Source organism: Mycobacteroides salmoniphilum, assembly GCF_004924335.1.
GTDB classification, from domain to species: Bacteria; Actinomycetota; Actinomycetes; order Mycobacteriales; family Mycobacteriaceae; genus Mycobacterium; species Mycobacterium salmoniphilum.
In genome coordinates this window covers 2,243,489-2,256,891 of record NZ_CP024633.1, presented here as the reverse complement: position 1 = coordinate 2,256,891, position 13,403 = coordinate 2,243,489, and the positions used below count along the sequence as shown (strand labels likewise).

The 13,403-nt window shown below is 64.7% G+C and carries 9 protein-coding genes; 6 read left to right on the top strand and 3 right to left on the bottom strand.

All coding sequences use genetic code 11. The features are described 5' to 3' along the window. Positions 1-28: 28 nt before the first annotated feature. Positions 29-394 carry an RNA-binding S4 domain-containing protein gene (locus DSM43276_RS11115; protein ID WP_078331221.1) on the top strand — a complete coding sequence of 122 codons (366 nt, stop codon included), beginning with the start codon at positions 29-31 and terminating at the stop codon, positions 392-394. Positions 395-397: 3 nt separating this feature from the next. Here the strand turns inward: DSM43276_RS11115 and DSM43276_RS11110 are convergent, their stop codons facing one another. Continuing rightward, positions 398-2,014: a diflavin oxidoreductase gene (locus DSM43276_RS11110; protein WP_078331183.1), complete on the bottom strand. Its 1,617-nt coding sequence runs from the start codon at positions 2,012-2,014 to the stop codon at positions 398-400. A 133-nt stretch (positions 2,015-2,147) separates the two neighbouring features. Between DSM43276_RS11110 and DSM43276_RS11105 the strand changes: the two genes are divergently transcribed. After that, the gene (locus tag DSM43276_RS11105; RefSeq protein WP_078331182.1) at positions 2,148-2,924 is read left to right on the top strand and encodes a hypothetical protein; all 777 of its coding nucleotides are present in this window, start codon (positions 2,148-2,150) and stop codon (positions 2,922-2,924) included. Here DSM43276_RS11105 and DSM43276_RS11100 read toward each other — a convergent pair. After that, complete coding sequence (locus tag DSM43276_RS11100; RefSeq protein WP_234803113.1) at positions 2,894-3,400, bottom strand: DUF1802 family protein; 507 nt, start codon at positions 3,398-3,400, stop codon at positions 2,894-2,896. The genes DSM43276_RS11105 and DSM43276_RS11100 overlap by 31 nt on opposite strands. A 66-nt stretch (positions 3,401-3,466) precedes the next feature. After that, the gene (locus DSM43276_RS11095) at positions 3,467-4,348 is read right to left on the bottom strand and encodes a universal stress protein (protein ID WP_078331180.1); all 882 of its coding nucleotides are present in this window, start codon (positions 4,346-4,348) and stop codon (positions 3,467-3,469) included. Positions 4,349-4,635: 287 nt separating this feature from the next. Here DSM43276_RS11095 and DSM43276_RS11090 point away from each other — a divergent pair, with 287 nt between their 5' ends. The 4 genes from DSM43276_RS11090 (at position 4,636) to DSM43276_RS11070 (ending at position 13,250) form a co-directional block, all read left to right on the top strand. Further along, positions 4,636-4,968 (top strand): hemophore-related protein, encoded by a 333-nt coding sequence (locus DSM43276_RS11090; protein WP_078331179.1) that lies wholly within the window; start codon positions 4,636-4,638, stop codon positions 4,966-4,968. A 288-nt stretch (positions 4,969-5,256) separates the two neighbouring features. Next, positions 5,257-10,674: a glutamate synthase-related protein gene (locus DSM43276_RS11080; RefSeq protein ID WP_078331178.1), complete on the top strand. Its 5,418-nt coding sequence runs from the start codon at positions 5,257-5,259 to the stop codon at positions 10,672-10,674. A gap of 7 nt (positions 10,675-10,681) precedes the next feature. Next, positions 10,682-12,424, top strand: a complete 1,743-nt coding sequence (locus DSM43276_RS11075; RefSeq protein ID WP_078331177.1) for a diflavin oxidoreductase — start codon at positions 10,682-10,684, stop codon at positions 12,422-12,424. Further along, on the top strand, positions 12,414-13,250 hold the full coding sequence (locus DSM43276_RS11070; protein WP_078331176.1) for a ChuX/HutX family heme-like substrate-binding protein: 837 nt from the start codon (positions 12,414-12,416) through the stop codon (positions 13,248-13,250). The genes DSM43276_RS11075 and DSM43276_RS11070 overlap by 11 nt, the downstream gene beginning before the upstream one ends. Positions 13,251-13,403: the final 153 nt, after the last annotated feature.

The following is a 13,403-nucleotide window of genomic DNA, read 5'->3' as shown; positions in this document are numbered from 1 at the left end:
AGCCCCTGCGCCCGGCATGATGGACATCATGGAGTCGTCCCGCGTCGATCGGTGGCTGTGGGCGGTCCGGCTGACGAAGACCCGCCCGGACGCCGCTGCGGCATGCCGAGGCGGGCACGTACGGGTCAACGATCGACCGGCGAAGCCGTCGACGATGGTGGCACCCGGTGACGAGATTCGCGTATTGGTGGGTGACACGACGCGAATCGTCAAGGTGGTGAGGGTGATCCAGAAACGGGTTGGCGCCGCCGACGCCGTGACCTGCTACCTCGACCGAACGCCTGCCCGGCCCGAGGTCCCTCGGGTATTGGTGGCAGCGCGTGATCGCGGCGCGGGTCGCCCGACTAAACGGGACCGGCGAATGTTGGATAAGTGGCGTGCGGGCCGGGAATGAGCGTCAGTAGACGTCGCGTACGTACCGGTGGCTCTTGATGAGGTCGTTGACGTACGCGTGCGCCGCTGCGGCGTCCATGCCGCCGCAGCGGGCCACGATCTCGTGCAACGTCGCGTCGACATCCTTGGCCATGTTCTCGGCGTCGCCGCACACAAACACGTACGCGCCGTCCTGCAGCCAGGCGAATAGCTCCGCCTCGCTCTCCAGCATGCGATGCTGGACATACTGTTTCGGCTGACCGTCGGCGCCGTCTCGTGAGAACGCGAGGTCGAGCCGGGTCAGTATGCCCGAATCGACGAAGCCCTGAAGCTCCTCGCCATAGAGGAAGCTAGTGGCGCGGCGCCGGTCTCCGAAGAACAGCCACGAACGCCCGGGCGCTCCCGCGGCCTGGCGCTCCTGGAGGAAGCCGCGGAAGGGAGCGATCCCGGTTCCCGGCCCGATCATGATGATCGGCACGTCGGCCGCCGGCAGCCGGAAGGTGTGGTTGGGTCGCAGATGCACCCGCATCGTCTGCCCGCGGTCGGCCAGAAATGTCGATGCCACACCCCCATAGGTGCGATCGGCATCGGCGTACCGAATAGTCGCCACTGTCAGGTGCACGGTCTCGGGGTGCAGGGCCGGGCTCGATGCAATGGAGTAATCACGGAACTGAAGCGGGCGCAGATTGTCGAACAGCTCGTCAACGGTCAACTCCCCCAACCTGATCAGGTCGAGGACATCCTTTCCGTACAACCAGGAACCGGGCGCGGGAGTGACGTCGCCTCCGAGCGCGGCGACCGCGTCCATGTTGTCCGTGCGGGTGGCGACCAAGGCGCGAAGAGTCCTTGAGGGAGTGCGGATTTCGAGATGGTCGGACAGTAGTTCGGCGAGCGGCTCGTCGTGACCGGCCACCCGATGGTCAGCCCCGACGCCCAGTTCGGCAAGTATCGCCGCGACGAGCGCGGGATCATTGGTCGCGTGCACGGCAATCGAATCGCCTGCCTCATACGAGATCCCGGAGCCGGCAAGGTCTACTTCGTAATGGCGTACCTCTTTGTCGGATTCGCCAGTGGTGAGCAGCCGGTTGACGAGCAACCGCGCCTCGACGGGCTCGTTGCGGTCACGCTTGGGCGGTGCGGGCGCCTCCGTCGCCACAGGCGTTGCGGTGGTACTGATGTGTCCCGCCGCCAGACGCTTGACCAGATCGGTGGTCCACTCCTTCGACTGCTGGAGATAAGGCCCATCGATGTCAACGCGTTCGGTCAACCGGGCGGCGCCCAGGGCCTCCAGACGTTGGTCGAGCAGCAGACCCGCGTTGCAGAAGAATTCGTAGCTGCTGTCACCGAGCGCGAGCACCGAGAAATTCAGATGCTCCAGCCGATCGGCGGCCTCGGCGCTGATCGCCTCCCAGAACAGCAGCGCATTATCGGGAAATTCACCGTCGCCGAATGTCGACACCACGACAACGAAATGCGATGCCGATCGCAGATCCGCGACGTCGACCTGGTTGAGTTCGATCGCCTCGGACTTGATGCCGGTGGCCTCTTCCAGGGCCTCGGAGAACGACATGGCGGCGTCCTCGGCATTGCCCATATCGGTGCCATAGCCGACGATCAACGAGAAGTCCGGCTGGGCGGTCACAACACTCCCTCGCTCGCGCGCGCGGGGCTGGTCCCAGCGCTGGGTAAGGGCGACCTTACTTTGGCGAGAGATGTCATGGGGATCGCCCCCCTCTTTTCCCTGCGTGGGCCGCCTAACCGGCTAGCATCCGAACGTGGTCTGGCTCAATTCCTGGTGGCACTACGACGTGGTGGACGGTTACAAAGGTCCCCTGCTGCTCGGATTCGTCGCGTTCGTGGTGACCTTCGTCGTGACACGCACCATCACGCGGCTCATCCGCGATGGGAAGGGGCCCTTCCACAACATTTCCGGCGGCGGTGTGCACATCCACCATTCGGTACCGGGCGTGGTGTTGCTGATCGTCGGTGGTTTCACGGCGCTCGGGTCCCCGCCGCTGTCGGTGTGGACGTACGCGGCGGGCCTGTTGGTGGGAATCGGCGCCTCGTTGGTGCTCGACGAGTTCGCGATGATCTTCCATCTGGAGGATGTCTACTGGTCCAACGAGGGGCAGTTATCGGTCGACATGGTCACGCTCGCCACCGCGTGTATCGGTCTGGCCGCTGTCGGTGTGTCACCGCTGAATGTGGACGGCCTGACCGGCGTGATCGCGATCGCTCGCGGGGTCGCGGTGCTGCTGCTGCTGATCCACCTTGCGCTGGTGGCGATTACCGCGCTCAAGGGCAAGTACCCCACCGCGATGATCGGGATCTTCATCGCTCCCGTCGCCTGGTGGTCCGCGGTGCGTCTCGCCCGCCCAACATCCCCATGGGCGCGGTGGCGCTACCCGGCGGACAAACTCGCGCGGGCGCGGCAGCGTGCCTTGGTATTTGACCGTCGGTGGGGTCCGGTACGTCGGCGATGGCTCGACGCGATCGGTGGCACACCGACGCCCGAGCTTACTCACCCACCTACAGAGTCGCGGACGCGCTGAGCGATCTCGGCGAGTGTTGATTCCTCGTGCACCGGCGATCCCCATTGCGGGGCGATCGTCAGCGGAACCCAGCTGGTGCAGCCGCCGTGTTCGTCACCGCGAAGAATTCGCACCGGCGCGACCAAGGGGTACGCACACACCACCAGCGCCGTGAGGCGGTGCTTGGGCCGAAAATCCACACGGTCCGCGCGAATTGATTCGATTGTCCAGATATGTAGTGCGGCAAGCTCTTCAAGCGCCTCTGGCCGGTTGACCTCGACAGCGGCGACGACCTCGGCCCCGGCTCGCACCACGACGTGCGTTTCGGTGCTATCGGCGGCCCCACGTGCGAGCAGGTCGTGATGTTCTGGCCGCACCCGCTCGGCATGGCCGTGCACCGCTGTCGGGAAGAGCAGGAACCGGGAATCGGCAAGGGTGAAACGCTTCTCGTGGATTCCACCCTTGCGCAGCAGAATTGTCTGTCGGCCATCGAGCATGCCGTGAATCGCGGCGCTCCACTCCTTCAGGGCGAGCCGGCTCGGAATCTCGGTCACATCGCGAGACTACGGCCGGGATGTCACCAGCACCGGGCAGGTGGCCTTGTGTATCAGCGCATGGCTGGTGGATCCGAGAAAGAAGCCCGCGACATCACCGCGGCCGCGGCTGCCCGTGATGAGCAACTGCGCACCCTCGGCCTCGCCGAGCAAGACGTCGGCGGGATGCCCGACCGCGACAACGCGCCGAACCGGCACATCCGGGTACTTCTCCTGCCAGCCATCGAGTCGCTCGGCAAGGATCTGTTGCTGGCGCTGCTCCTCCCTGGCCGAATCCATCGTGCTCCACGCGGTATAGGCGTACACGTAGCCCGGCGGAATGTTGTTCCAGACATGCACTGCTACCAGCTCGGCGTCTCGCATCGCGGCCTCCTCGAACGCCCAGGCGATCGCGCCGTCGCTGGAATCGGAGTCGGCGACGCCCACGACGACCGGCCCCGCCGGTCCCGGTGCTGCCCTGACGACGACAACCGGGCCGTGTCCCTTCGCAGTCAGCGACACCGACACCGAGCCCGCCATCATCCCGGTGAATCCGCCGAGTCCGCTGGAACCAAGCACCGTCATGATGGAATTTCTGGACAGCTCAACGAGGATCGCCACCGGCCTACCGGCCGCCTTGACCGTGGACACCTCAATGCTGGGGTACAGCGCGTAGGCGTGGTCCTTTGCCTGGCTGAGGAACTCGGCCCCGTCGGTGTCCAGGTGATCGAAGAAGCTCGCCGATGCCCCCAGGTTGTAGCCCTGACCGAAGCTGCTGTGGTCGATGGCGTGGACCAGCGTGAGCGGCAGGTTCCGCCTCTCGGCCTCGGCGCCCGCCCATGTCAGTGCATGAAGAGCCGATGTCGATCCGTCGATACCTACAAGAATGTGTGGGCGAGGCGTGGTGGTCATGGCTCCTCCGATGCGGTAGCCCGATTGCTCTCACCACCGACTCTATGGACGATCTGCCGTGGCTCCCATGGGCCAAAATCCCCATTTCCAGTGACTTTCGCCCATACAAACGTGTGCTGCATCACTCGATATGCGTGTCAGTCGTGTTGGCGGAGATCCCATTTGGAGCTCATGGACTGGTAGATAGCATGACTAAGGACTCTGACGATCCTGCTAGCGTTGTACGTAACGGAATCTTGCCGGCAGTCGATATGGACGTCGGGGGAACTGGTGGAAGGTAGACGAGAATGCCCTTGACGGCGAAGTTGATTGTTGGTTCTGGTGCGGTGGCATTGTCGCTGGTTGCGGGCGGTGGAATCGCTTCCGCTGACCCGGATGTGACGGCCATCGTCAACACCACGTGCACCTACCCACAGATCATGGCGGCACTGAACGAGCAGTCGCCCGCGGCGGCACAGCAGGTGAACGCGAATCCGATCGCCGGCGCATGGCTGCAGCAGTTCGTGGCCTCCCCGCGAGCGAAGCGGCAGCAGATGGTCAACGAGGTGCGGGGCATGCCGGCAGTTCAGGAGTACACCGTCCTGATCAACCAGGTCGCCAGCTCCTGCAATAACTACTGATCGGCGATTTCCCGGCCGCTACCCCATAATGGTGATGGGGCGGCCGGTCCACTGATGCGTCGGCACGCTTGCTAGGGCTGGTAGTCGGTGTGACGTATATCCCGCTGGCTATCAGCCCTCACGGACTTAGGCTAGGCTTGGTTTAACTGACCCCAGGAGGCCGGGTTACCGGCGTCTGTCGGGTCGCGACCATGCGGAGCGCTGGTCAGGGCGGGTTCGCTCAACGAACGAGAGACCCAACGTCACACGCTGGATACGCCGTGCGCGGCGCTGGGTGAGGAGAATCGGCTGAACGGGCTGTATGACCAGAGCCAGGAGAAAAATAGCTGCGGTGTCGGCTTCCTGACCCGCAAGGACGGCATCCAGACACACGATGTCGTGCGGATGCTCCACGAGGCGCTCTGCGCCGTTCCGCACCGCGGTGGGATGTCTTCCGAAGGTGTCGGTGACGGAGCCGGTGTCAATATGGACCTGTCCTTGCGCTTCTTCTCCGAATTGACGGGCGATCCCGACTTGCAGCCGGGCCAGTTCGGCGTGGGCAACTTCTTCCTGCCCAACGACCCGGCGTTCCACCCCGAGGCCGAGGCAGTCATCGAGCAGGCACTGCTCGCCCAGGGATTCACGATTCTGCTCAAACGCGATGTGCCGGTGAACAATGCGGCGATCCGTCCGGCGGCCATCAGATACCAGCTGCCGATACGGCAGTGGGTGTTCCTCTCCGACTCCGACCGCAAGACCCACGAGGCGCTGATGGCGATCGAAGCTATCGGCTACACACGCCCGGAATTGCTAGGGCTGTACCCACTCTCGCTCAGCACGCAGACTCAGGTCCTCAAGGGGCGCCTCAACTCAAATGAGGTGGTGCCCTACTTCAGTGACCTATCCGACCCGCGCATGGAAGTGCACTCGATGTTCTTCCACACCCGGTTCTCGACGAACACCGCGCCGAACGCCACCATGGCCCAGCCGTTCCGGTTGATGGCGCACAACGGCGAGCTCAACACGGACAAGAAAAATCGCCTGTCCGAGAACGCGATGGCACGCGCACGTAATCGAGCGATCATTCGCCCGGTGGGGCAATCGGACAGCTGCAGGCTGGACCAGACCCTGCAGAGCCGTGTGCTCGAGGATGACCTCGACCTCGTCACCGCCGTTGTCGCGATGATGCCGCCCGCGTGGGAGAACGACACGACACTCTCGCCCGAGGTGACGGCCATGCTGGAGTACTTCAGCCTCTATGAGGAGAAGAACGACGGCCCGGCCGCGTTGATCTTCGGAGACGGCACCATTATCGGCGCGCGCCTGGACCGGCTGGGCCTTCGGCCGCTGCGCACCGTCGAGACGGCCGAGTACCTGGGTGTGATGTCCGAGGCCGGGCAGATCTACTTTGACCCCAACACGGTGCTCGAGCGAGGCCGTATCGAGGCCGGCGGCATGCGCTACTACGATCACGCCGAGCGTCGGTCCTACGGCACCATCGAAGCGCTGGAAAAGCTTGCAGCACGGCATGATTACCGCACCATGCTGGCGCAGGCCCGCGTGAACATCGCTGATCTGCCCCATGTACCCCCGTTGGGTCAGGGTTCGCCGGCCCGGTATGACGGCGACCTCGACCGGCACCAGCGGTACGTGGCCTACTCGCTCAACCAGGAGAGCTTCAAGTTTCTGATGGATCCGATGCTGGCCACTGGCCAGGAGAAGATCTCCGCGATGGGATACGGCGCGGCCATCAACGCGCTCTCCAATCAGGAAGGCGGCGTTGCGAAATACTTCTCGCAGCGGTTCGCTCAGGTGACCAACCCGCCGCTGGACTCCATCCGCGAGGCGGATGGAATGACCTTGCGTGTAGCGCTCGGCGCGAAACCCAACAGCGGAGCACAGTCAGCACCGCAGATCGTGGTGCCCTCCCCCGTCCTCACCCATCTCGACATGCTCAAGATCCGCGAGCAGCAAGGCACCCCGGTGCGGCGTTTCGGGATGCGCTACCGAGTCGAGCTGTCCGACCCTGAGTCGAACGCCGAGCGGATCGTGCGGGCCATCGACGAACTATGCGATGCGGTAGAGGAATTCGCCCGGGAGACCGGCGGTATTGCCGTCATCTCCGATCGCCATGTCTCCAGCGACCGCGCCGCGATGCCCCTCATCATCGTGATCTCTGCCATCAACCAGCGGCTGATCGAGGAAGGCCTGCGGCTGCGCGTTTCGCTGATCGCTGAGAGTGGACAACTGTGCTCCTCGCATCATGTGGCCGCCGTGCTGGGTTTCGGGGCTTCGGCCGTGTATCCGCTCGCGGTGCAGATGCGGGCAGAGGAAAAGTACGGTGCCGACGCCGATAAGGCGTTCAAGCATTTCGCCAAGGCTGCCGAGAAATCCCTGATGAAGACGATGGGTCGGGTCGGTCTCTGTACCGTCGAGAGTTACATCGGTGGAGAGTTCTTCGAGCCGAATTATCTGGATACGTCAGATCCGGTGTTGCACAGGTACTTCCCCAATGTGACGTCACCGGTCGCCGGTGTTGGATTCTCCACGCTTGCGGCCGCCGTCGCCGACTGGCATGCGCGGGCACTGGAGGTGACAGGTGAGAACGACGTTCCGTTACTTGGGCTGTTCAAGGAGCGGGCCGAAGGCGCGGGCCACTCGTACGGGACAACAGCCGTCCGCGGGTTCGTGGACATGACCGAGGAAGAGATCTCATTCGGGGACGACGCACGCCCGGAGAACCCCGACATGGCCGACCCCACGTACCTGCGGCTGCTGCCACTGCACCAGCTCGAGGGTGCGTTCGGCCTGGACGATGGTGCATACCGCAACAACAGCTTTGACGAGCTGCCCACACGTGCCGTCGACAGTTTCGACATCACGCCCGGGTACCGCAGCTTCGTCCGGGCGATGAACACGGAACGCACCCGGCGCCCGGCGGCTCTTCGCGACGTGCTGGCCCTGCCCGCTGATGTCAACTTTGTGCGTACGGCCAATGAGTTCCGCAGGGAAATGGGGCAATTCGCACGGTTTGGGAACAACGACTTTCAGGTGCGCGGCCTGTCCTGCCAGCAGACGGACGGTCAGTTCGTGCTGCGGCTCTCGCACACCCACGAACGGCTGGCGGCGCTGGCGGCCTCGCTGCGCGTGCGGTTCGGTGGCGACATCACCGGCCAGGAGATCGTCGGCGACGAGCTGCGGGTGAGTGCGACAGGTCAGGCGGCGATCTACCTGGCGAAGATCAGGACGGCGCCGGAGTCGGTTCCGTTGTCCTCTGTGCAGCCGGCCAGCGAGATCACGCCGACCCTGACATCAGGAGCCATGAGCCACGGCGCGTTGGTTGCTCCCGCACATGAGGCGGTGGCACACGGAACCAACCTGGTTGGCGGCCTATCGAACTGCGGCGAAGGCGGAGAGCACATCAGCCGTTACGGAACCATCCGTGGCTCTCGCATCAAGCAGTTCGCCTCGGGCCGCTTCGGGGTGTGGGCGGGTTACCTCGCCGACCCGATGCTGCGGGAGTTGGAGATCAAGATCGGTCAGGGCGCCAAACCCGGGGAGGGCGGCCAACTCCCGGCACCCAAGGTGACCGTGCAGATCGCGGCGGCCCGCGGCGGCACCCCTGGCGTTGAACTCGTTTCTCCCCCACCCCATCACGACACGTACTCGATCGAGGACCTTGCCCAGCTCATCCACGATTGCAAGGCGGCGCGCGTCCGGGTAATCGTGAAACTGGTGTCTTCGGAGGGCATCGGCACGATCGCGGTGGGTGTCGCCAAGGCCGGCGCCGACGTCATCAACGTCGCCGGAAACACCGGCGGCACCGGTGCCGCGGCCGTGACGAGCCTGAAGTATGCGGGCCGGTCCGCCGAGATCGGCGTGGCGGAAGTGCATCAGGCGCTCTGTGCCAATGGAATCCGGCAGAAGGTGGTGCTGCGCTGCTCGGGTGCGCACCAGACCGCCAGTGACGTCATCAAGTCGGCGCTGCTGGGCGCGGACAGCTTCGAGTTCGGAACCACCGCGTTGATGATGCTCAAGTGCGTGATGGCCAAGAACTGCAATATCAAGTGCCCCGCCGGGCTGACGACCAACGCCGAGGTGTTCGAGGGTGACCCACGCGCACTCGCGCAGTATCTGCTGAACATCGCGCACGAGGTGCGCGAGATCCTGGCGGCGCTTGGCCTGCGGACACTGCGCGAAGCGCGTGGGCGCAGCGACCTGCTGCATCTACTGGACCATCCCTCGAGCATCGGCACCCTCGATCTGCGCCGAATGCTTGCGGTGGCAGAGGAATTCGTAGTCGACAACCCCGTGTACATGGAGAAGGACTACTCGGTGGACGACGCGTTCGCCGCCCAGCTCGACCTTGACGGCGCGGTACTGCCGCCCATGCGGTTGACCAATCAGAACAAGAGCGTCGGCGGGCAGTTCGCGATCGACATCGAGCGGATGCTCAACTACCAGGGGGCAAGCGGATCCGCGGTCGCCGCCGATGAGCGCGGCCGCCACTATCTGCTGCCGGAGAGCGTCACCATCACCACCACCGGTTCGGCGGGTCAGAGCTACGGCGTCTTCTGTAACGACGGCATGGTGCTCACGCATACGGGCACCTGCAATGACGGCGTCGGCAAGAGTGCCTGCGGTGGCACGATCACGGTGCGCTCGCCGGGCGGCGGTTCCGATGCTGTCGGAGGCAACGTTCTGATCGGTAACTTCGCACTGTTCGGCGCCTCCGGCGGCCGACTCTTTGTCGAGGGCCAGGCCGGGGACCGCTTCGCCGTTCGGAACTCGGGTGCCACAGCAGTGGTCGAAGGAGTCGGCGAATTCCTGTGCGAATACATGACAAACGGCGCTGTTCTGAACATCGGTGGGTTCGGTAAGGGCGTTGCGAACGGGATGAGCGGCGGATTCCTGTACCAGTACGACCCACAGGGCGAACTGCCGTCGAAGGTGAGCACCGACTCGGTGCTGGTACTGCCCGTCACCGATGCGCCATTCCACGAGGCGGCCGCACGCATCCTGCTCGAGTGGCATGTCTCGGCCACCGGATCAGCCAGAGGTCAAGCCTTGCTTGATGATTGGCAGTCCACCCGAGAGCACCTGGTCTATACGATGTCGCGGGCTCTGCTGCAATACCAGGATTCCGACGCCATTCTGCACGGCAAGACACGCAAGGAGCTGCTGGACGAGCTCACCGCCGCCCTGGCCGGGTACCAGGTGCATAAGTTGAAGCGGTCGTATCGCGACCGGCGCGATGTCCTCGGCGGATCGGTGCCCGCCTATGGCGACACCGATACCGAGGGCATGTACGCGCTGCTCAACACCTACACGGTCCTGAACATGGCGCAGCAGCTCGCCCTGTCGAGAATGCCGAGCATCACGAACGTGACGGATCCGCGGATCGACAAAGCGGTGCGCAATCTCGTGCTCACCGAGGACTTTTTCCTGATCCAAAAGCTGCAGAAGTATGCCCGGGAGGCGATCGACGGATACAGCGACGAGGACTTGGCCGTGCTCATCGCGGACAAGCGCCTCACCGACTACAAGGACGCGCTGAACCAGCGCAACGTCCTGTCGATGGACAGCCCCGGCACCTATGGCTGGATCCTCTACCAGAGCGCCAAGAACCTGGACAAGATCGGCCGTTTGCCTTCCTTCGAAGAGCTGTTCGCACATCAAGCGTTGCCTGTCGTCGCCCTCTCCGGACCGTCCCTCCTGACCACGTGAAGAAGCCATGAAGATCGCCTACATTCCCGAAGACGCCCCATTCAACGAGGACCAGCGCGCCTGGCTCTCGGGCTTCCTGGCGGGGCTTCATTCCCGCCTTGCCATGAACCTGGCAGCTCCGCCTCCGCCGGCCACCGCAGACCTGGCGGCCCCGCGCCCGCCGCTGCGGGTCCTCTACGGAACACAGACCGGCAACGCCGAGGGCGTGGCGGGTGACATCGCGGCGGCCGCCAAGGCGCAGGGGTTCGACGCCACGGTCAGCGGACTCGACGAGATAGCACTCGACGAATTCGCCGGGCTGAAGTATGTCCTCATCGTCACGTCCACCTATGGCGAGGGCGAGATGCCCGACAATGCCGAATTGTTCTGGGAGGCGCTGTCTTCGACATTGGCGCCGCGGCTCGAGGGCGTGTCCTACGGAGTGCTCGCGCTCGGCGATACCAGCTATGACGGCTTCTGCCAGGCGGGCAAGCTCATCGATACCCGGCTCGAGCAGCTCGGCGCGAGCCGGGTGGTGGGGCGCAGCGACTGCGATATCGACTACGAGGTGCAGGCCGCGGAATGGGTCCAGGGGGCGGTGGGAAGCCTGGCCACCCTGGCCGGGGCCAGCGGCGGTCCCGGTACTCCCCCGCCGAGTATCGCGGCGCGATCCGGCTGGACCCGAAAGAACCCATTCTCGGCGGAGCTGCGGGTCAACCGGCTGCTCTCACGGGCGGGTTCGGACAAGGAGATACGACACTACGAGTTCGCGCTCGCCGACAGCGGAATCGCGTACGAGGCCGGCGATGCCCTCGCGGTCATCGCGGAGAACGACCCGGCACTCGTGGAGGCGATCGCCGATCACTTCCGTGTCTCGGTCGGCACGCTTGTCGACGGTGAGCCGTTGGGCGAGCTGCTGGGCACCCGGTACGAGATCAGCACCCCGTCACGGGACCTGTTGAGCGAGGTGGAGAGCCGTGCGGAGAGCGAGGAGTTCTCACACGCCTTCCGTGGCGGGGTGAAGGAGGTGCTGGACGCCTGGCTGTACGGCAAGGACATCCTGGACATCCTTCGCATCGGCGGGGATGCGCTGAGCCTTGAAGAGTTCGTCGGACTCCTCAAGCCGCTTCCGCACCGCGCCTACTCGATCTCGTCCAGCGCGCTGGCTCATCCCGACCGCATCCACCTGACGGTGGCCAGCGTCCGCTACCAGAGCCTGGGCCGCGAGCGCGGCGGCGTGTGTTCCACCTTCCTGGCAGACCGCAGCAGCAGCGGCCGAATCTTCCTGCAGCCCAACAAGTCATTCCGGGTGCCCAGCGACGACGACGCTCCGATGATCATGGTCGGTCCCGGCACCGGCGTAGCGCCGTTCCGGGCGTTCCTGCAGGAACGTGAGCACCGTGGTGCCAGTGGCCGTAACTGGCTGTTCTTCGGTGACCAGCACCGGGACCACGATTACATCTACGAGACCGAGCTCGACGGCTGGCATGCCTCCGGCCTCCTTAACCGCCTTGACCTGGCCTTCTCCCGCGATCAGGCGGAGAAGGTCTACGTACAGACGCGGATGCGCGAACACGGCCGGGATCTGTTCACGTGGCTCCAGGACGGTGGGCACTTCTATGTGTGTGGCGATGCCACGCGCATGGCCAAGGATGTGGACAAGGCACTGCACGAGATCGTCGGTGAGCACGGCAGCTTGAGCCCCGACGAAGCCTCTGAGTACGTGAACACACTCAAGCGGGAAAAGCGGTACGTCCGCGATGTGTACTGACGGCCGACGTTGCGAGCACTGCCCCGCCCGGCGAATCGTGGCGGGGCCCAGGGCCATCGCCGAAGCGCTACCCGCTCTCGGCACGGTGGTCGCGGTCACCGCGAACGACGCCGCCCTGCTGAGCCACACCGGCGAGTACCTTGACCCCTCATTTCCCGGCGATGCGCTCAGCTGCGATGACGAGTACGTTGCGCTCCGGCTGAATCCGGCCCTCGTCCGCGACGCGTTCCTGGCTCCGCGGGGACTGACGATAGTCGGTGACACGGGCACCCACCGTGCCTATCTCACGCCGCTCTCGGACCCCCTGACGGTCAGCGCCCTCGAACTGGCGTCGGCGGCCGATCCGGAGGCATTCCCTGTCACGGACTGGTCGGACGTCAGCTGGCGTGACACCGATCAGCTCACCCATCTCGACGCCCTCACCCCCGGGCGTTACCGCGTGCTCCCCTTTACCGGCGCCCGCACGATCGATTCCGGAGTTGTGCCTCATCTCCTGGCCCACCTCGTCGATGTGGACATGCCGTTTACCGTCGCGGTTCCCGGCGGAGGCTGTGTCCAGTTGCACCGTGGCCACGCCGCGATGGTCGAACAGGCGGGTGCACATATCGCCGTCATCTTCGGTGCCTCGCGGTACGCCATGGATCCGGTGTTCATCGCCGAAAGCTGGGTAACGCAGGCGTACGGCACCCAGGGGCTGACCTCCTCGGTGGAGCTGTACGACCACAGCCACCGTTGTGTCACCGCCATTACGCAGACCGGGCCTATCACGGCCCGGCTGCACCAGGCATGGGAGCACATGGTTTCCTCACTGCCGGACGGTGTTTGACCGCCGTAGGACGGATGTTTCGGCGCTTTGCTCACAGCGGCCGGTCGGCGGCGTGTGAACAGATTGAGATGTCCCGGTGAATTGGGGGCAGCGTCCGGGAAATTGTGCGGACCTAGCGTATGTCCATGAGAGCGACACCAGGAGTGTGCAACA